This is a genomic window from Actinoplanes sp. CA-142083 (assembly GCF_050942195.1).
Lineage (GTDB): Bacteria > Actinomycetota > Actinomycetes > Mycobacteriales > Micromonosporaceae > Actinoplanes.
Genome location: NZ_CP192076.1, coordinates 7,271,983 through 7,290,578 on the forward strand (window position 1 = coordinate 7,271,983; position 18,596 = coordinate 7,290,578).

Sequence of the window (18,596 nt, forward strand, 5' to 3'; positions counted from 1 at the left end):
ACGCCGGGCGTTGCGACGCGTCCGGGCCCGATGCGAAGATCCGTCGATGCGTCCCGATCTCACGGCACTTCGCGACAGCTTCCGCGGCGACGTCATCTCCGCCTACGACCCGGGTTTCGAGGCCGCTCGCGTCCTGTTCAACACCCGGATCCGCACCCGGCCCGCCGCCCTGTGCCGCTGTGCCGACACCCAGGACGTCGTCACCGCGGTGCGCTTCGCCCGGGACGCCGGGCTGCCGGTGGCCGTGCGCGGCGGCGGGCATCACGCGAGTGGACTGTCGCTGGTGGATGACGGTCTGGTCATCGACGTCGGCGGGTTGCGGGACGTCGCCTTCGACTCCGCCTTCGACTCCGCCGCCGAGGTCACGGCCGGGGCCGGCGCGGGCTGGCGGTCGATCGACAGCGTCACCTATCCCGAGGGCCTGGCCGCGCCGGGCGGCGAATGCCCCACCGTCAGCAACGCGGGCTTCAGCCTGGGCGGCGGATACGGGCCGCTCAGCCGCCGCTTCGGGCTGGGCTGCGACCACATCGTGGCGGCCGAGGTCGTCGACGCCGGCGGCCGGGTCCTGCAGGTCACCGAGGACGAGCACCCCGACCTGCTGTGGGCGCTGCGCGGCGCGGGCGGCGCCGGGCTTGGCGTGGTGACCAAGCTGCGCTACCGGCTCGACCCGGTGCCGGCCACCATGATGGGCGGCTTCATCAGCTGGCCGATCGAGCAGGCCGAGGCGGTGCTGCGGCTCTACCGCGACCTGTACGCCGACAACGACGACGACCGCTTGGCGTTGTGCCTGCTGCTCAGCGCCGATCCGGCGCCCGAGATCTCGCTGTACGGGCTCTACGTCGGCCCGCTGCCCGAAGGGGAGAAGGCGCTCGCGCCGATCCGCGCCTTCGGCAAGCCGTCGGTCGACAACCTCGGCGAGCTGTCCTACCTGGACCTCATGCACGCGTTGGGCGAGGAGATTCCGTACGGGTTGCAGTCGCGCTGGACCGGCGGCTACTTCCGCGATCCGGGGCCTTCCGACGACGCCATCGCCACCATGGTGGACGCTTTCGCACGCAAGCCGTCGGCGTACTCGATGATCCGCTTCGACCTGCTAGCCGGCGGCGCCGTCGCTCGCGTGCCCACCGACGCGACCGCTTTCGTCCACCGGTCGGCCGTGCACTACGTCTCGGTGATCTCCCTATGGCAGGAGGACAGCGACACGCCCGCCAACCTCGCCTGGGCTGATGACTTGGCGGGCGCGCTGCGGACGCATCTGACCGGCGAGGTCTACCAGAACTACGCCGACACCGGTCTGACGGATTGGGCCGGCGCTTACTACGGGTCCAACTATCCGCGGTTGCAGCAGGTGAAGGGCCGCTACGACCCGGACGACTTCTTCCACCACGCCCAGAGCATCCGCCTGCCCTAGCCGGTCCCGCAATGTGGCCCCAACTCTCAGCAAGTGGACCGCTTCCCGCATCCTGACCGCGCGTCCCGGCGACCGGTCGGCTCGTCCACATCGCGAGACGAGCGCCGAGCATGAGCCGGACATATCATGTTAAGTACACCAGGAGTTGATCGAGACGGTTGAAGGCTGATGATTTGGCGCTCCCATCAGACCGCTATTCATCAAGATCCAGCGCGAGGCGCCGGGGGCGCGTGGGCGAGGCGCCGGGCGGGCGCGTGGGCGAGGCATGCGGCGAGCGCGGCGGTCAGGGCGGCCGACGAGAGCGACGGGCCGCTCGCACCGCGACCAGCCACGGCCCGGGCCATGGCACCCCGCCCAGCCAGCGACAACCGCGACCGGCCGCACGCACCCCGACCAGCCACGGCCCGGGCCATGGCAACCCAGCCCAGCCAGCGACAACCGCGACCGGTCGCGGGAACAGAAAGCGGCTCAGTCGAGGCCGTCGTAGGTCCAGCGGAGGGTTGCGGTGCCGGTCTTCTGGTCGTCGTCGTAGACGGTTCGGGTTACTCGGACGCTGAAGCCTCCGTCGGCGCCTACCGGGTTTCGGGGGCCGGTCTCGGAAACCACGCGACGGTCCCCCGTGTGGCCGTACAGGCCGACCGTCACCGACGTGCCGGTGGTCTTGACGCGGATCACCACTGGGGCGTCGGTGGTGTTGCGGAAGACGTTGTCGATGTTGCCCCAGTCGAGGGTGGCCTCGCGGCCCGGCGGGTAGCGCGAGATGTACTTGCTGTGCGGCTGGTGCTTCAAGCTGGGCAGGCCGGCGAACCAGACGGCGTTGAACAGCGTGGTCGAGAACTGGGAGACGCCGCCGCCCAACTGGTCCTCCAGCTCGCCGGCGACGATGGCGGGGGCGGGCACGAAACCCTTGTCGCGGGTGCGCTCGCCGACCTTCTCGTTGAGGGAGAAGGTCGCGCCGGGGGCCACCACCGTGCCGTCGACCAGCTTGGCGATCAGGTGGATGTTGGTGACGCGCGGGGCGCAGCACGGGTGGTACGTGGTGAACGTGCCGATCAGCTGGTCCACGCCGGCCAGGTTCGCGGGTTTGGTGCCGGGCGCCACGGGAATGCTCGCCACCGACGCCTCGGCGAGGCCGGAGCGGGCGGCGGCCTCCACCGCGGCGGCCGCTGTTGCGGGGTCCAGGGACCAGCCGGGCTTGCCGGCGGCGCGGGTGACGCCGGCCGTCGACGCGGTGTAGGACGTGTCGCCCTTGGCCTCCAAAAAAGGCGACGGCGCTGCCAGCTTCACGGTGGTGTCGGTTGCCGCCTGGCGGTGTGCGGCCAGGGCGGCGCGCAGCTTCGCGGAGTCGACGGCCAGGGTGGCCGGGAGGGCCGCCGTGGTGCCGGCCAGGCCGTCCCGCACGGTCGCGTCGACGTCGAGCGTGATGCCGGAGGCGCCCGGTGCGAAGGTGAAGGTCTGGCCGGCGCCGGTGACCCGTACGGTGATGGGCTGCTCGACCCGGGGCCGCACCGACGACTCGACCGCGGCCCGCAGCTTGCGCTCGTCGAGGCCGCCGACCGCGACGCCGGCGATCGTGCGTCCGGCGGGGACCAGCTGGGCACGGCGGGCCATCACGACCAGCGTGACCACGGCCGCGACGACGATCACCACCAGGACGGCCGAGATCAGTATCCACAGGCGGGTGTACCAGGGACGCTTGACCTCATACACCGTGCTGACCATGACAAGATCGTGAAGGATCTCCGCGATACGCACAGCGGCGACGATCACAAGGGGGCAAAGATGACCGGCGAGTGGCCGCGGCTTCGCGTGGCCGATTGGACCGACACCCGGGACACGCTGCACATGTGGACCCAGATCGCCGGGAAGATCCGCATGGCGCATGCCCCGTCGGTCAATCACTGGTGGCACGTCGCGCTCTACCTCACGGCCCGTGGGCTGGGCACCTCTGCCATCCCGTACGAGAACGACGTCTTTGACCTGGAATTTGACTTTATCGACCAGGTTTTGCGGATCCGGCGGAGTGACGGGCGGCACCGGGAGGTCGCCCTCGAGCCCAAGCCGGTCGCGGCGTTCTATGCCGAGACCATGGCGGCGCTGGCGGGGCTCGGCATCGAGACGACCATGCACGCGGTGCCCAACGAGGTCGAGCGGGCCATTCCGTTCGCCGAGGATCGAGAGCATCACGCGTACGACGGGGAAGCCGCGCGACTGTTCTGGGGGCAGCTTCGGCAGGCCGACCGCGTGCTCACCCGGTTCCGATCGGGGTTCGTCGGCAAGGCGAGCCCGGTGCACTTCTTCTGGGGCGCGATGGACCTGGCCTACACCAGGTTCTCCGGGCGGACAGCGCCACCGCACCCGGGCGGCGCGCCGAACTGCCCGCCGTCGGTGATGCACGAGGGCTACTCGCACGAGCTGGCCAGCTTCGGCTTCTGGCCGGGAGGCGGTTCGGAGGGCGCGTTCTACGCGTACGCGTACCCCGAGCCACCCGGCTACGCCGACCGGCCGATCCTGCCGGGGGCGGCTCACTACGACCGCGGGATGGGCGAGTTCCTACTCCCCTACGAGGCCGTCGCCGACGCCGCGGACCCGGACCGGACGGTCGGCGACTTCCTGCGCTCGACCTATGACGCCGCGGCCGACCTCGGTCGCTGGGGGTTGGAAAACGGCAACTAACGCGCGGTGGTCTGTGCGATGGTGGTTGGCTCGGCATTGTGGGTGACACCGAGACAGCCATCGCGCCCGCGAGCCGGATAATGCAGCTGTGTCTGGGCCCGGGTCCGGATCGGCCGGCGGGGAAGCTGGCGGCGATGATCGCGCGGTCGGCGGGGGTGCCGATCGCGCTGATACATCTGACCGACGACGGCGAGATGCTGAATCTGGCGGGGGCGGCCGGCCTGCCCGCCGAATGGACCCGGTACGGGCCGACTCCGGTGAACCTGACGATCGCGGGACTGGTTCTCGCGCACCAGCGGCCGATCGTCATCAGCGACATCACGAAGGATCCGCGGGTGCCGGAGGGCGCGCCTGCGCTGGAGCTGGGCGTGCGCGCGTACGCCGGATTCCCGATCCGTGACCCGGGGGAACGTATCGTCGGGGTGTGCACGGCGCTGGACTTCGTGCCGCGGGAGTGGTCGCCGGAGCAGCTGGCGGCGGTCGACGAGGCCGCGCAGGCCTGCACGGCGCTCGTCACCGAGCAGCAGCGCGCCGACACGCATCGCCGCTTCCTCGAGGCGATCCTGCAGCACCTGCACGTGGGTGTGGCGGCCTGCGACGAGCACGGCCTGCTGGTCTTCGCCAACGACGCCATCCAGCAGCTGGCGGGCGCGATGCCGCCCGGCGACCACATCAGCGAATGCGCCGAGCGGCACCACCTGGTCGACGGCGAAGGACGGCCGCTTCCGGCCCAGGAATCGCCGTTGTGCTGCGCGATGCGGGGTGAAGAGCTGCGCGAAGCGGAGTTCACCGTCAAGCCGCCGGGCCTGTCCGCCCGGACCGCGATCGCCGACGCCCAGTTGATCACCGGCGCGGACGGGCGGCAGCTCGGCGCGGTGGTGGCCGTCCGGGACGTCACCGATCAGCGTCGCGCCGAGCAGTTCCGCGACGTGGACCGGGCGGTGTGCGACGCGTTGGAGAGCGCCGCCGACATCCACGACGCCGGGCCGAAGATCCTCGCCGAGGTCTGCGCCGCGTTCGGATGGGCCCGCGCGGAGATCTGGGTGGCCGAGCCGGAGGTGGACGCGCTCGTCGGCGCCGCCCGGTTCCCGGAGAACGGGTCGCTCGACGGCGCCGACGCTCTGACCGATGCCGCCTGGCGGACCGGAACGCCGGTGTGGACCCGCGACACCACCGCGCCGCAGGCGACAACCAGCTTCGCCGTGCCCCTGCCGGCCGGCGGCAAGATCGTGGCGGTGATGTCGTTCTTCGACGTCGTGGTCGACGACCCCGCCGACGCGCTGATCAGCTTCCTGTCCGGGATCGGCGCGCGCATCGCCGAGTTCCTCGAGCGGCACCGCGCCGACGAGCTCACCGTCGCGCTGGCCCGGAGCAAGGACGACTATCTCGCGCTGATCGGTCATGAGGTGCGGACCCCGCTCACCTCCATCGCCGCCTACATCGAGATGCTCCGGGAATGCGACCCGGCCACCGCCGCCGACGACCTGCCGGCCACGCTCGAGGTGCTCGGCCGCAACAGCGCCGCGCTACGTCAGATCATCGACCAGCTGCTGGATCTGGCCGCGCTCGACGGCGGGCACGCCGGGCTGGCCCGCGAGCCGATCTGCCTGGCGGGGGTGGTCCGCGCGGCGGCCGAGGCGGCGCAACCGCTGGCCGACGCCGCGGGCGTCGGCGTGACTCTCCACCTCGACACCGAGACGACGATCACCGGCGATCCGGTACGGATCCGGCAGCTCGCCGACCAGCTGCTCGGCAACGCCATCAAGCACACTCCGGACGGCGGCCACGTGACCGCCGTCCTGACCCGCCCGGATCCGGGCGCCATCGAGCTGACCGTGACCGACACCGGCCTCGGCTTCCCGGAGGACGAGCGGGACCGGATGTTCGTCCCGTTCCACCGCACCGAGCGCTCGCGCCGGCACGGCATCGCCGGGAACGGGCTCGGCCTGGCCATCAGCCGCGCGGTTGTCGAGGGCCACCACGGCACCATCCGGCTGATCCCGACCGCCGAGCCCGGGTCCCGGATCGTCGTACGGCTCCCGGTCACGCTCGCTACCGACGACTGAGCGCGGCCTCGACGCAGGCCACCAGATCGCGCGGCAGGAACGGCTTGGACAGGATCGCGGTGGCCTGCGCCTGCTCGGGGCGGGTGTCGCCGGGAACCAGGCTGCCGCTGACGAAGACCACCGGCAGGTCCTTGGTCGCCGGGTCGGCGCGCAGGGCGAGGCACAGATCGACGCCGGACATCACCGGCATGTCGATGTCGCTGACCACCATCGCCGGCCGGTGCTCCCGGACCGCGTCGAGCGCCGCGGACCCGTCGGCCACCTCGATCACCTCGTATCCGGCGCGGCGGAGAATCCTCGCGGCGATGGCGCGGATGTCGTGGTCGTCCTCGGCCAGGACCAGCGTCGTCATGCTGGAATTCCTACCGTACGTAGGAGCCCCGCAAGACCGATTTAGCCGGACTTCAGTCGGGTCATGACGTGCTTGGGCCGGGTGTATTCCAGAAGCCCGGCCATCGACAGGTCGCTGCCGTAGCCGGAACGGCCGGTGCCGCCGTGCGGCATCTCCGACACCGTGGTGGCGTGCGTGTTGATCCAGACGATGCCGGCACGGAGGTCGCGCGCGGCCCGCATGGCGCGCTCGTGGTCGCCGGTCCACACGCTGGCGGCCAGGCCGTAGGGGGTGTCGTTGGCCAGGCGCACCGCCTCGGCCTCACTCGCGAAGGGCTGCACGGTGAGCACCGGGCCGAAGATCTCCTCGCGGACGATCTCGTCGTCCGGCCGCACGCCGGTGACCACGGTCGGATCGTGGAAGAAGCCGGGCCGGTCGAGCGCCGAGCCGCCGCACGCGATCGAGGCGTGCCCGGGCAACCGGTCCAGCAGGCCGCGCACCCGGGCCAGCTGGGCGGCGTTGTTGAGCGGGCCGAACTCGACGGCGGGGGCGGCCTTGGCCAGCTCGGCCACGAACGCGTCGTGGACGCCGCGCTCGACGAGGATCCGGCTGGGCGCGGTGCAGTCCTGGCCGGCGTTGTAGAAACCGGTCGCGGCGAGCGCGGCCGCCGTCGCGGGGATGTCGGTGTCAGCGTGCACGATCGCCGGGGCGTTGCCGCCGAGCTCGAGGTGCAGCCGTTTGAGGCCGGCCGCCCGCGCGATCTCCTCGCCGGCGCGGGGGCTGCCGGTGAGCGCGACCATGCCCGGCACCGGATGCTCGACGAGGGCCCGGCCGGTGTCGCGGCCGCCGCAGATCACGGTGAGCACGCCGGGCGGCAGCACCTCGGCCGCGGTCCGGGCGAGCAGCAGCGCCGAGGACGGCGTGGTCTCGGCCGGCTTGAGCACGACGGTGTTGCCGGCCGCCAGCGCCGGGGCGACCTTCCAGATCGCCATCATCAGCGGGTAGTTCCACGGCACGATCTGCGCGCAGACGCCGATCGGCTCGCGGCGCAGCATCGAGGTGAAGCCTTCGAGGTACTCCCCCGCCGGCGCGCCGGGCATCGTCCGGGCGGCGCCGGCGAAGAACCGCAGCGGGTCGACGCAGGCGGGCAGTTCGTCGGCGGCGAACAGGGCGGCCGGCTTGCCGGTGTCGGCGACCTCGGCGGCGATGAAGCTGGCGGCCCGCTCGTCCACCAGCGAGGCGAGCGCGAGCAAGGCTTCCTGGCGGCGGATCGGCGGCGTCCGGGACCACGCGCGGAAGGCGTCCGCCGCGGCCCGGCACGCGCGGTCGACATCCGATCGGTCGGACAACGGCGCGTGGCCGTGGACCGCGCCGGTGACCGGCGAGATCAGCGGATAAAGGTCAGCCACGGCGCAGCGCCTCGCAGGCCGCCGCGCGCCCGGTGCGGACCGCGCCCTCCATGTAGCCGGCCACCCACTGGTCGGAGCCGCAGACGTAGAACGGCGGCTCGTGGGTGCCGTGCAGCGGGCCGACCGCCATGACGTCGCCGGGGGCCCACTGCGTCACATAGCCCTGGGTCCACGGGTCGGTGCCCCAGAAGCGCAGGTACGCGGCGATCGGGTCGGCCTCGCCGTACATCCGGGTGATCTCCGCCAGCAGGGACGGGATCCGCTGCGCGGGCGGGGTGCCGAGCAGGACGGCGTAGCGCTCGGGCGGGATCAGCCCGGAGAGCACGCCCTCGCTCTGCGGCCAGGTGCTGCCGAGCACGCCCTCGCACTCGGACAGGCCGTTGCGGCCGAGGTCGCGCCAGAACGGCCGCTCGTAGCCGACCGCCAGTTTGGCGGCGAGGGCGTTGCGCTGCCGGTTGAGCGATTCCAGCCGTGAGGAGGAGACGCCGGTGATGTGCACCGAGCGCAGCGGGCCGACCGGCAGGGCGCTGACCACGGCCGCCGCCGTCAGTTGCTCGCCATCGCGAAGGGTGACATCGCAGCCGGAGGGAGCGATCGACACGGAGGTAACCGCCGCACCGGTGCGAACCTGAACGGAAGCAGCCATCCGCAGGGCGACGGTGGCCGACCCCTCGGCGACCCGCAGCCCCTCCCAGTCGTCGTAGTCGTAATGGCCGTCGCTGGGCACAGCGGCGTTCTTGCGCAGCGCCGACAGCATCGAGGTGCGGTCGTTCGACCCGCTGGCGAGCGACAGCTGCCCGATCTCCCAGAGGCGGACGACGCCCTCGGTCGCGCCTTCCGACCGCAGCCACGCGGAGACCGGCAGCCTATCCAGCCGGTCCGCGTCGGGGTGGGACCACGGATCGTCCGGATCGACGGTCTTCGCCAAGGCCACGAACGCGGCGGTGACCTGTTCGTCACCGGCGATGTCCCAGCCGGGCCGCCCGGCGCTGACCGAGGACGCCGTCGAGTAGACGATCTCCCCGGGCTCGGCGACATAACTGGGCACCAGGGTCAGGCCAAGCTCGGCGACCAGGCCGACGTAGGCGGTGTGGGCATGGCCCACCACCTCGCCGCCCAGCTGAATGAGCCGGCCGTCCGGCAGGGTCGCCTGCTCGACCCGGCCGCCGACCCGGTCGCGGGCTTCGAGTACCAGCACGTCGGCGCCGGCGAGCATCAGGTCGCGGGCGCAGGACAGCCCGGCCAGCCCGGCGCCGAGCACGATCACGTCGTGGCTCATGCGCCCTCGCACAGCAGCAGGCAGTGCTCCGGCTTCCAGGCCAGGTCGATGGTCTCGCCGCCGACCCAGCGCTCCTCGCGGCGGGAGCGGTCGATGTTCTGCTCGAGGACCGACAGCTGGACGCCCGGGGCGATCTCCACGAGGTACGTCGTCGTCGCGCCGGAGTAGACCGTCTCGCGCAGGGTGCCGCGGATCTGGACCATGCCGTCCTCGAAGTCGGACAGCCAGATCTTCTCGGGCCGCACCGACGCGCCGACCCGGCTTCCGGCGGCCAGCCCGGGGCGGGCGGCCACCGGGAACGACAGCCCGCCGGGCAGGGTCAGCTTGCCGTCGGCGTAGGTGCCGGTCATGACGTTCGAGGTGCCGATGAAGCCCGCGACGAAGGCGTCGGCCGGCCGCTCGTACACGTCCTCCGGGGTGCCGACCTGCGCGACCTTTCCGCCGTTCATGACCGCGAGCCGGTCGGACATGGTCAGCGCCTCGTCCTGGTCGTGGGTGACGAAGACGAAGGTGATGCCGACCTCGCGCTGGATCTGTTTGAGCTCGACCTGCATCTGGCGGCGCAGCTTGAGGTCGAGGGCGGCGAGCGGCTCGTCCAGCAGCAACACCTTGGGCCGGTTGACCAGGGCGCGGGCCAGCGCGACCCGCTGCCGCTGGCCGCCGGAGAGGGTGGGCGGGCGGCGGCCGGCCATGCCGGAGAGCTGGACCAGGTCGAGCATCCGGCCCACCCGCTCGCGGCGCTCGGCCTTCGGGACGCCCCGGCGCTTGAGCCCGAAGGCGACGTTGTCGGCCACCGAGAGGTGCTCGAAGACGGCGTACGACTGGAAGACGGTGTTGACGTCGCGCTTGTTCGGCGGCAGGTGGGTGACGTCCTCGTCGTTGAGCAGGACGGAACCGAGATCGGGGTCGGCGAAGCCGGCGATCATGCGCAGTGAGGTGGTCTTGCCGCAGCCGGACGGGCCGAGCATCGCGAAGAACTCGCCGGGCCGGATGTCCAGGGTGACGTCGTCGACGGCGACCGAGTCGCCGAAGCGCTTGGTGATGCCGTTCAGCACGACAGCGGAGCTCATGGGACCTCCTTCAGAGGAGCTGGCTGAGGCTCTCGCGGCGGCCGAAGAACCGCGGCACGAGCAGGGCGAGGCCGATCAGGGCGATGGAGCCGACGAGCATCACGGTGCCGACGGCGTTGATGGTGGGCTGGACGCCGAACCGGATCGCCGAGTAGATCCGGACCGGCAGCGGCTGCGGCGTGACGCCGGTGGTGAAGTAGGCCAGGACGAAGTCGTCGAAGACCATCGCGAAGATCAGGATGGCGCTGGCCACGATGGCCGGCAGCAGCGCCGGCAGGGTGACCAGGCGTACGGCTTGGAGCCGGCTGCAGCCGAGGTCCATAGCGGCCTCCTCGATCTCCGGGTTGAGAGCCGCGACCCGGGACCGCAAAATCACCGTGACGTACGAGATGGAGAAGGTGACCTCGGCCAGCATCACCGTCCCCGACGACAGCGGCAGGCCGACGCCCCGGAAGAGCATCGCCGAGGCCACCCCGGTGACGATCTCCGGCGTGATCAGCGGGATCAGCAGCACCAGGCCGGCCGCCGAGCCGAGCTTGCCGCGGGAGCGCACGATGCCGAGGGCGAGCGCGACGCCCAGCACGATCGAGCCGATCATCGCGACCGCCGAGATGCGCAGACTGAAGCCGAGCGAGCCGATCAGGTCCTGGTCGGCGAAGAACGCGCGGTACCAGCGCAGGCTGAAGCCTTTGAAGACGGTCAGCGACTTCTGCGCGTTGAAGGAGAACAGCGCCACCACGATGATCGGCAGGTAGAGCACCCCGAAGAAGGCGACGGTGACCCCGATCGCGAACCAAGGCTTACGTCTCATCGCGCCTACTTTGTCTGATATATCCGGACAGACCGACAATCAAAAGCGCCATCAGGAGTACGGTCAGCGCACAGCCCAACGGCCAGTTCTGACCATCGAAGAACTTCTGCTGGATCAGGTTGCCGATCATGATCTGGTTCGGGCCGCCGAGCAGCTGGGCGCTGACGAAATCGCCCGTCGCGGGCAGGAAGACCAGCACGAGGCCGGCGAGCGCGCCCTGCCGGGTGGCCGGGACGGTGACGAACAGGAACGTGCGCAGCGGGCCGCCGTACAGGTCCCGGCCGGCCTCGATCAGCGAGACGTCCATCCGCTCCATCGCCGCGTAGAGCGGCAGGATCATGAAGACGACGAAGCCGTACACGAGCCCGGCGACCACGCCGAAGCCGGTGTTGAGGATCTGGATCGAGGCCGGCGCGCCCATCGCGCGGGCCGCGCGCAGCACCGGGCCGTCGTCGGCGAGGACGGTGGACCAGCCGTACATCCGCACCAGGTAGTTGGCGAAGAACGGGACCACGATCGCGGCGATCAGCGCGTGCTTGAAACGGCCGCCGTGCAGGGCGATCACGTACGACACGGGGTAGGCGATCAGCAGGCAGATCACCGACGCGAGCCCCGCGTACAGGAAGGAGCGGACGATCACCTTGGCGTACGCGGGCTCGGCGAGCTGGGCCCAGTTCGCCAGCGTCGAGGCGAAATGCGGGTTGCCCAGGTCGTCGGTCACGCCGAACGACAACGCGATGGTGAGCAGCAGCGCCGACAGGAAGAAGACGGACATCCAGATCGTGCCGGGCAGCGTCAGCAGGCTCCACAATCGGGTCCGCCGGCGCCGCGGGCGCTTGGGTGCCCGGACGGCCGGGGGCCGGGTGAGCACGGCCACCACCTCAGGCCGCCTTGATCTCGGTGTAGGCGGCGTCCCGGGCCTGGGTCTCGGCCGCCGTCCCGTTGTGGAAGTTGATGGCCTTGGCCAGGTCGTCGACCGACACGACCGACTCCGGCACGGGCTCGACCAGCTTCGCGTACGCCTGCTCGGTGCCCTTGATCGGCATCGGGTAGCCGATGTACTCGATGTTCTTGATCGCGTTCTCCGGCCGGAGCATGTAGTCGATGAAGAGCATCGCCGTGCCCGGGTGCTTGGCGTCCACCGGGATCGCATAGGTGTCGGAGCCGGTCGGCGCGCCCTCGCTGGGCGACTCGAAGCCATAGACCTCGGGCTTGTCGGCCTGCCCGATGACCGCGACGATGTCGCCGCTCCACATCTGCTGCAGCCAGGACGAGCCGCCCGAGAGGTTGTGGGTGGTGTCGCTGGAGAAGCCGCGCAGGTTCGGGCGCAGCTCCTTGATGAGCGCCACCATCTTGTCGAGCTGGGCGGGGTCGGCGGTGTTGATGTCGTAGCCGAGCCGCAGCGCGGCCAGCCCGAGCACCTCGTCCCGGTCGTCGAGCAGGAACTTCTTGCCGTTGGCCCGCGGGTCCCACAGGTCCTGCCAGGAGCCGGTGAGCTTGTCGCCGAGCTTGTCCTTGCGCCAGCCGACCCCGGTCTTGTACATCGTGTTCGGGATGGTGTGCGCGGAGTTCTTGTCGTACCAGGGGTTCTGGAAGTAGGCGTAGGCGCCGAAGACGCCTTCCGCCCCCTTGAGCTGCGCATGGTCGATCGCGCGCAGCTTGCCCGCCTTGACCAGCCGCTCGGCGAACTTGTCGGACGGGAAGATCACGTCGTACGCGTTGCCGGCGGCGAGCTTGGAAGTCATGCTCTCCATCGAGTCGAAATTGGACTCGATGACCTTCACGCCGTACTCCTTGGCGAACCCCGCCTTGACGTCCGGGTCGATGTAGTCGGCCCAGTTGAAGTACACGAGGTCGCCGTCGACTTTCATCTCGATCGGCGGGGCCTGCGACTCCTCGACGGCGGCCGGCGCCTCCGACGAGGCGAAGCCGCAGCCTCCCAAAGCCAGGGGGGCCAGCGCGGTGGCGCCACCGAGCAGCCCGGCGTATCTGAACAGGTCACGACGATTCATCGGGATGCCTCCGGGGGAACGGAATGGTGAGGCCGAGCTCCGCGCTGACCAGGCGCCAGATTGTGGTCTCCGCCGCCCGCAGGTCGACGGCCGGGTCACCGAAGGTCAGGTGGACGGAGTAGCCGTCGGTGAGGATCAGCACGAGATCGGCGACCTTGGCCGGGTCGCAGGGGCCGAAGCTGCCGGCCGCGACGCCGTCGGCGATCACGCCGCGAATCCAGTCGCGCAGCTCGGCGTACAGCCAATGGGTGAACTCGCGGGATTCCTTGTCGCGCGCGGCGCGCAGCCACAGCTCCTGCCAGAGCAGGCCGTCGCGGCGGGTCTCCTCGTCGATCGGCAGGCTGCTGTCGATGATCCGGGCCAGCCGCCACGCGTACGGGTTCTCGGCCGGGGCGGGCGCCTCGTACTCCTCGCGGCCCACGGTCTCGAAGGTGTAGCGCAACGCCTCCTGGAACAGCTTCTCGCGGTTGGAGAAGTGGTAGTGCAACAGCGCGGTGGACACGCCGGCCTTCTCGGCGACGTTGCGCATGCGCACCTTCTCGAAGCCGATCTCGGCGATCGTCTCGCAGGCGGCGATGAGGATGTTCGTACGGGTCTGCGCGGCGTCGATCATGGAAGCTCACCTTCGGACAGGGTGGACCTGGCAAGATCGGACCGTATCCGGTCGGCGAACCAGGCGACCGCGCCTTCCCGCTGCGACAGCGGCCCCATCTCGTACCCGGGGGTCGCCAGGCCGGTCTGGACCCGGGCCACCAGGTCGGCGTCCTCGTCGTTGGTGATGTCCCCGATCCGGATGTTGAGCCGCTGCGCGAGGCGGGTGCGCAGGCCCTGCCCGGCCCGGCCGTAGCAGGCGCCCGGCACCGCCACCCGGTCCACCGCGCGGGGCACGATGGTCCACGCCAGCACCATGTCCGGGTACATCTCGAGCATCGTGTTCGGGTAGAGGAACAGGTACCGCCAGATGCCGTCGTCGTCCGGGGTCAGGCCGGGCATCCGGGTGACCGACCACTGGTAGAGGCGCTCCAGCCAGTTGGCCGAGGGCTGCTCGCGCAGGGGCGCCTCGAACAACGCGTACGCGTGATCGATCTCGACCGAATAGCGCTTGTAGTCGAGCAGCCGCATCAGCGCCGGATGGGCGACCGGGACGTGGTAGCCCTCCAGGTAGTTGTCGGCCGCGACCTTCCAGTTGGCCCGCTGGACCTCGGCCTCGGCGACCTGGTGGATGCGGTACTTCGTGATCGGGTACAGCCCCGGGGCGAAGTAGCGGCCGAACCGCTTCTCCATCTCGGGGGCCTGCTCGCCGAGCGGCACCGCGTCGGGGTCGAGGCTGACGAAGACGAAGCCTAGGAAGACGTCGGCCTTGGCCGGCAGCAGGCCCAGCTTCTCCTTGTCGAGGCAGGGGAACTGCCGGTTCTCCGGGGCGCCGACCAGTGAGCCGTCCAACTTGTAGGTCCAGCCGTGGTACGGGCAGCGGAACGCGGCGGCGTTGCCGGGGCCGTCGACCAGCCGGGCGGCCCGGTGGCGGCAGACGTTGCGATGCGCCGCGAGGGTGCCGTCCTCGGTGCGGACCACGATCGCCTCGTGCCGGCCCACCGTCGCGACCAGCCGGTCGCCGGGCTTCGCGAGCTCGGACTCGTGGCAGACGAGCTGCCAGGACCGGTCGAAGACGGCCGCCTGCTCACGTTCGTACAGGTCATGGCCGGTGTAGTACCGCGGATGCAGGGCCTCGGCGGGCATCGGACACCTCTCCCGTGCTGACTGATTGGTTAGTTAGCCACCATCTCGTCGATGTGTCAAGAGCCACAGCCATGCGGGTTGACAGTCGAAAAACTCGCCTCTTGCGCGCTGACTGATTAGTTAGTTAGCTTCGGAGCATGCGCGCTCTCAGCGGCCGGAACCGCCGCCTCGCCTGGCTCGGGCTCACCCCCGATCCCGAGCGCCTGCTGCCTGGGCACGTGGCCCGGCTGCGTCATGCTCGTTTTTCAGGGACCTCAGTGGCCGATCTGGAGATCGCCGAACGCGGCCGGGTCGAGCGGCTCATCCTGCACGGCACGCCGCGCCGCTGGCTCCGCTATCTCGGCGAGCTCACGACCCTCGTCGTCGCCGTTGCCGACGGCGGTCCCGGGGATCCACACACGGCGCGTGAGGTCGGCGACGTCATCCGCCACCACCACCGCATGCTCATCGGCCTGCCCGGCCCCGGCTACCAGCGCACCGGCGCGCAGCGGGCCGCTCTCGACGACGCCCTATTGCGCCTGGAGTCACGATGAATCCGGCAAAAATCATCGAGCTGGCCGCTGGGTTGCGCGGGCGGGGCGGCGCCGGTTTTCCCACTGCTTCCAAGCTCACCGCCGTGCGAGCGGTGCCGACCACCCGGGTCGCGGTGGCCAACGGCGAGGAAGGCGAGCCGGGGTCCATGAAGGACCGCTGGCTGTTGCGTGAGCGACCCGAACTGGTCCTGGAAGGGCTGCGGTTGGCGGCGATCGCGATCGCGGCCGACCGGTCAGTCGTCTACCTCTCCGACCCCGCCGCCGAGGTCTCGGTGCGGGCGGTGGCGCCGCCCGAGGTCGAGATCATCCGGGTCGCGCCCCGCTACGTCGCCGGCGAGGAGACCTCGATCGTCCGGGTGCTCGACGGCGGGCCCGCGCTGCCGATGGCCAAGCCGCCGCGCCCCTACGAGCAGGGCGTGCTGGTGCTCAACGTGGAGTCGCTGGCCCGGCTGGCCCGGCGCGTCGCGGGCGAGGCCGAGCCCCCGCTGCTGGCCACCCTGACCGGCGCCGGGCGCCCGGCCACCCTGCACGAGGTCCGCCCCGGCACGACGCTGCGCGCGCTGGTCGAAGCGCACTTCTCCGGTCCCGTGCAGGCCGTGCTCGCCGGTGGGCTCTTCGGCGGTTTCCGGACCGCGCTCGACGTCGAGGTTTCCCACGAAGGGCTCGGCAGCGCCCTCGGGTGCGGGGCGTTCCGCGTGCTCGGGCCGGACGACTGCCCGGTGGCGGTGGCCGCCGCCGCGCTCGACTACCTCGCCGGGCAGAGCGCCCGGCAGTGCGGCGCCTGCATCCGCGGCACCGACGCGCTGGCCGCCACGGTCGCCGGCCTGCGCGCGGGAACCGTCACCGCGGCCGACCTCGAGCTGCTCGCCACCCGGGCCGCACGCCTGCCGGGCCGGGGCGCGTGCGGGCTGCCGGACGCCGCCGCCCGGCTGGCCTCCTCCCTGCTCAGCGTCTTTCCCGCCGCCGTGCGACGGCATCTCGTGCCCGGCTGCGCGGCCTGCCGGGTTCCCGTCGATCTGAACGCCACCGAAGGGGTGTGCGCATGAAGCTGCTGGTCGATTCCACCAAATGCCAGGGATACGGGCTGTGCCACGAGCGAGCGCCCGAGCTCGTCGACCTGGACGAGTGGGGCTACGCCGCGATCACCCGCCAGCCGACCTCGCCCGACGACGACCGGGCCGCCCGCGCCGCGATCGAGGCCTGCCCGGCCCAGGCGCTGCGCTCATGAGGGACCTGTCGGCGCTCTTCGACCCGGCCGCCGTCGCGATCATCGGCGCGTCCGACGACCCCGCCAAGTGGGGGCACGCCGTCGCCCGGCAGGCGCTGCGGGCCGGCCGGCGGCGCCCGGTGCATCTGATCAACCGGCGCGGCGGCACGGTCCTCGGCCGGCCCACCGCGCGGAAGCTGGCCGAGGTCGGCGCGCCGGTCGACCTGGTGGTGGTGGCCGTGCCGGAGCAGTACTTCGAGGAGGCGGTGGACGACGCCCTCGCCCAGGGCGCGCGGGCCATCGTCGGGATCACCGCGGGATTCGGCGAGACCGGCGCCGATGGGCGGGCCCGGCAGCGGGCCATCGCCGACCGGGTACGGGCGGCCGGAGCGGCGCTCGTCGGGCCCAACTGCCTCGGCTTGGTGGACAACACCACCGAGGTCTACCTCGCCTCCGACGCCTTCACACCGGGCCGGGTCGCGTTCCTCAGCCAGAGCGGCAACCTCGCGCTCGAGCTGGGCCTGCGGCTGACCGCGCGCGGCCTGGGGATGAGCCGGTTCGTCTCGTACGGCAACCAGGCCGACGTCACCCTGGTCGACCTGCTGGCCTCCTGCGCCGGGCACGACGGCACCCAGGCGATCGCGGTCTACGCCGAGGACTTCGCGGACGGCCGCGCGTTCGCCGAGGCGGCCGCCGCGACGAGCAAGCCGATCGTGCTGCTGTCGGCCGGTCGCGGCGCCGCCTCGGCGCGCGGCGCGGCCTCGCACACCGGCGCGATGACCAGCCCGGCCGACGTGGTCGCGGCGGCGTGCCGGGACGCGGGGATCCATCAGGCCGCCACCGTACGGGATCTGACCGTGCTCCTCGAGGCGCTGTCCGGCGTCCACCGCGCGACCGGGCGCCGGACCGCTGTGCTCACCGACGGCGGCGGGCACGGCTCGATCGCGGCCGACGTCGCCGAGGCGGCGGGGCTGACGGTGCCCGAGCTGTCGGCGCCGTTGCAGGCCTCGCTGCGGGGACGGCTGTGGGGGCCGTCGGCGGTCGGCAACCCGGTCGATCTGGCCGGCATGGGCGAGCAGGACCCGGCCTCGTATCCGGCGGTGGTGGAGACGCTGATCGCCGCGCCCGAGGTCGACGCTGTGCTAATGACGGGCTACTTCGGGGGCTACTCGGTCGGTGGGGGCGCGCTGGGCCGGCTCGAGCTGTCGGCGGCGGAGCAACTCGCGGTGGCGGCGGCTTGCGGGCAGACGCCGGTCGTCGTGCAGTCGATGTACCCGGAGTCGCCCTCGTGCCGGGTGCTGGCCGCGGCCGGGGTGCCGGTGTTCGGCGCGATCGAGGACGCCGCCCGGGCCTTGGCCGCCGTGACGCCGGCCGCGCGGACGCCCTCGGTGGCGCCGCTGCCGCCGGCCGCGGAGCCGATCGCCGACGGCGGGTACTTCGCGGTGCGGGGGCTGCTCGAGCGGGCCGGGGTGGCTTTTCCGGAAGCGCGCGAAGTGTGGGACGAGGACGGGGTGCGTCGCGCGGCGGGGGCGCTTGCCGGGCCGTACGCGCTGAAGGCCGTTGGTTTGTTGCACAAGTCTGATGCCGGCGGCGTCGCGCTCAGGGTGAGTGACGCCGAGGAGCTGGCGGTGGCGTTTCGCGAGATGCGTGCGCGGCTCGGGGACATGCCCTACTCCGTCGAGCGGATGGCGGTGCTGGACGACGGGGTCGAGCTGATCGCGGGAGTTCGGCGGGATCCGCGGTTCGGGCCGGTCCTGATGGTGGGGCTGGGCGGGGTTTACGCCGAAGTGCTGCGGGACGTCGCGTTCGCCCTCGCGCCGGTCGACGCCCGGCGGGCGCGGGAACTGCTCGAAGGATTGCGGACGGCGGCGCTGCTCCACGGCGTACGGGATAAATCGCCTGTGGATCTTGATGCTGCGGCCCGGACGGTGGCCGCTCTCGCCGGGGTGGCGGCGGCGCATCCCGAGATCGCCGAGATCGAGATCAACCCCCTGCTGGCCTCTCCGGACGGGGCGCTCGCCCTGGACGCCCGCGTGATTCTGTGAAGGAGCACC

17 protein-coding genes are annotated in these 18,596 nt (G+C 71.6%); 7 read left to right on the forward strand and 10 right to left on the reverse strand.

The window, feature by feature from the left end:
• The first annotated feature begins 46 nt into the window (after nt 1–46).
• Nucleotides 47–1,411 (forward strand): FAD-binding oxidoreductase, encoded by a 1,365-nt coding sequence (locus ACQPZX_RS33400; RefSeq protein ID WP_433364124.1) that lies wholly within the window; start codon nt 47–49, stop codon nt 1,409–1,411.
• Between the two features lie 468 nt (nt 1,412–1,879).
• On the opposite strand, the gene ACQPZX_RS33405 is transcribed toward ACQPZX_RS33400, so the two are convergent.
• Entirely contained in the window at nt 1,880–3,133 is a 1,254-nt protein-coding gene (locus ACQPZX_RS33405; protein ID WP_433364127.1) for a VanW family protein, read from the reverse strand.
• Between the two features lie 60 nt (nt 3,134–3,193).
• On the opposite strand from ACQPZX_RS33405, the gene ACQPZX_RS33410 reads away from it, so the two are divergent.
• Complete coding sequence (locus ACQPZX_RS33410; RefSeq protein ID WP_433364130.1) at nt 3,194–4,087, forward strand: DUF5996 family protein; 894 nt, start codon at nt 3,194–3,196, stop codon at nt 4,085–4,087.
• 134 nt (nt 4,088–4,221) lie between these two features.
• Nucleotides 4,222–6,153 carry an ATP-binding protein gene (locus ACQPZX_RS33415; RefSeq protein WP_433364133.1) on the forward strand — a complete coding sequence of 644 codons (1,932 nt, stop codon included), beginning with the start codon at nt 4,222–4,224 and terminating at the stop codon, nt 6,151–6,153.
• Here ACQPZX_RS33415 and ACQPZX_RS33420 read toward each other — a convergent pair.
• The 9 genes from ACQPZX_RS33420 to ACQPZX_RS33460 are packed head-to-tail and all read right to left on the reverse strand — an operon-like array spanning nt 6,140 to nt 14,802.
• On the reverse strand, nt 6,140–6,505 hold the full coding sequence (locus ACQPZX_RS33420; protein WP_433364136.1) for a response regulator: 366 nt from the start codon (nt 6,503–6,505) through the stop codon (nt 6,140–6,142). The two genes, ACQPZX_RS33415 and ACQPZX_RS33420, sit on opposite strands and share 14 nt — an antisense overlap.
• A gap of 41 nt (nt 6,506–6,546) precedes the next feature.
• Nucleotides 6,547–7,893 carry an aldehyde dehydrogenase family protein gene (locus ACQPZX_RS33425; RefSeq protein ID WP_433364138.1) on the reverse strand — a complete coding sequence of 449 codons (1,347 nt, stop codon included), beginning with the start codon at nt 7,891–7,893 and terminating at the stop codon, nt 6,547–6,549.
• The gene (locus tag ACQPZX_RS33430) at nt 7,886–9,172 is read right to left on the reverse strand and encodes a flavin monoamine oxidase family protein (RefSeq protein ID WP_433364141.1); all 1,287 of its coding nucleotides are present in this window, start codon (nt 9,170–9,172) and stop codon (nt 7,886–7,888) included. Before ACQPZX_RS33430 ends, ACQPZX_RS33425 begins: the two co-directional genes overlap by 8 nt.
• Nucleotides 9,169–10,242 carry an ABC transporter ATP-binding protein gene (locus ACQPZX_RS33435; protein WP_433364144.1) on the reverse strand — a complete coding sequence of 358 codons (1,074 nt, stop codon included), beginning with the start codon at nt 10,240–10,242 and terminating at the stop codon, nt 9,169–9,171. Before ACQPZX_RS33435 ends, ACQPZX_RS33430 begins: the two co-directional genes overlap by 4 nt.
• A gap of 10 nt (nt 10,243–10,252) precedes the next feature.
• Nucleotides 10,253–11,053: an ABC transporter permease gene (locus tag ACQPZX_RS33440; RefSeq protein ID WP_433364147.1), complete on the reverse strand. Its 801-nt coding sequence runs from the start codon at nt 11,051–11,053 to the stop codon at nt 10,253–10,255.
• Nucleotides 11,043–11,924 (reverse strand): ABC transporter permease, encoded by an 882-nt coding sequence (locus ACQPZX_RS33445; RefSeq protein ID WP_433364150.1) that lies wholly within the window; start codon nt 11,922–11,924, stop codon nt 11,043–11,045. The genes ACQPZX_RS33440 and ACQPZX_RS33445 overlap by 11 nt, the downstream gene beginning before the upstream one ends.
• A gap of 10 nt (nt 11,925–11,934) precedes the next feature.
• Nucleotides 11,935–13,065, reverse strand: coding sequence for a polyamine ABC transporter substrate-binding protein (locus ACQPZX_RS33450; protein ID WP_433364153.1), 1,131 nt, complete (start codon nt 13,063–13,065; stop codon nt 11,935–11,937).
• The gene (locus ACQPZX_RS33455; RefSeq protein ID WP_433364156.1) at nt 13,052–13,678 is read right to left on the reverse strand and encodes a TetR/AcrR family transcriptional regulator; all 627 of its coding nucleotides are present in this window, start codon (nt 13,676–13,678) and stop codon (nt 13,052–13,054) included. The genes ACQPZX_RS33450 and ACQPZX_RS33455 overlap by 14 nt, the downstream gene beginning before the upstream one ends.
• Nucleotides 13,675–14,802: an aromatic ring-hydroxylating oxygenase subunit alpha gene (locus ACQPZX_RS33460; protein ID WP_433364159.1), complete on the reverse strand. Its 1,128-nt coding sequence runs from the start codon at nt 14,800–14,802 to the stop codon at nt 13,675–13,677. Before ACQPZX_RS33460 ends, ACQPZX_RS33455 begins: the two co-directional genes overlap by 4 nt.
• Before the next feature lie 137 nt (nt 14,803–14,939).
• Here ACQPZX_RS33460 and ACQPZX_RS33465 point away from each other — a divergent pair, with 137 nt between their 5' ends.
• The 4 genes from ACQPZX_RS33465 to ACQPZX_RS33480 are packed head-to-tail and all read left to right on the forward strand — an operon-like array spanning nt 14,940 to nt 18,587.
• On the forward strand, nt 14,940–15,335 hold the full coding sequence (locus ACQPZX_RS33465; protein WP_433364161.1) for a hypothetical protein: 396 nt from the start codon (nt 14,940–14,942) through the stop codon (nt 15,333–15,335).
• Nucleotides 15,332–16,381 carry an NADH-ubiquinone oxidoreductase-F iron-sulfur binding region domain-containing protein gene (locus ACQPZX_RS33470; protein ID WP_433364164.1) on the forward strand — a complete coding sequence of 350 codons (1,050 nt, stop codon included), beginning with the start codon at nt 15,332–15,334 and terminating at the stop codon, nt 16,379–16,381. The genes ACQPZX_RS33465 and ACQPZX_RS33470 overlap by 4 nt, the downstream gene beginning before the upstream one ends.
• The gene (locus ACQPZX_RS33475) at nt 16,378–16,563 is read left to right on the forward strand and encodes a ferredoxin (RefSeq protein WP_433364167.1); all 186 of its coding nucleotides are present in this window, start codon (nt 16,378–16,380) and stop codon (nt 16,561–16,563) included. The genes ACQPZX_RS33470 and ACQPZX_RS33475 overlap by 4 nt, the downstream gene beginning before the upstream one ends.
• The gene (locus ACQPZX_RS33480; protein ID WP_433364170.1) at nt 16,560–18,587 is read left to right on the forward strand and encodes an acetate--CoA ligase family protein; all 2,028 of its coding nucleotides are present in this window, start codon (nt 16,560–16,562) and stop codon (nt 18,585–18,587) included. The genes ACQPZX_RS33475 and ACQPZX_RS33480 overlap by 4 nt, the downstream gene beginning before the upstream one ends.
• Nucleotides 18,588–18,596 lie beyond the last annotated feature (9 nt).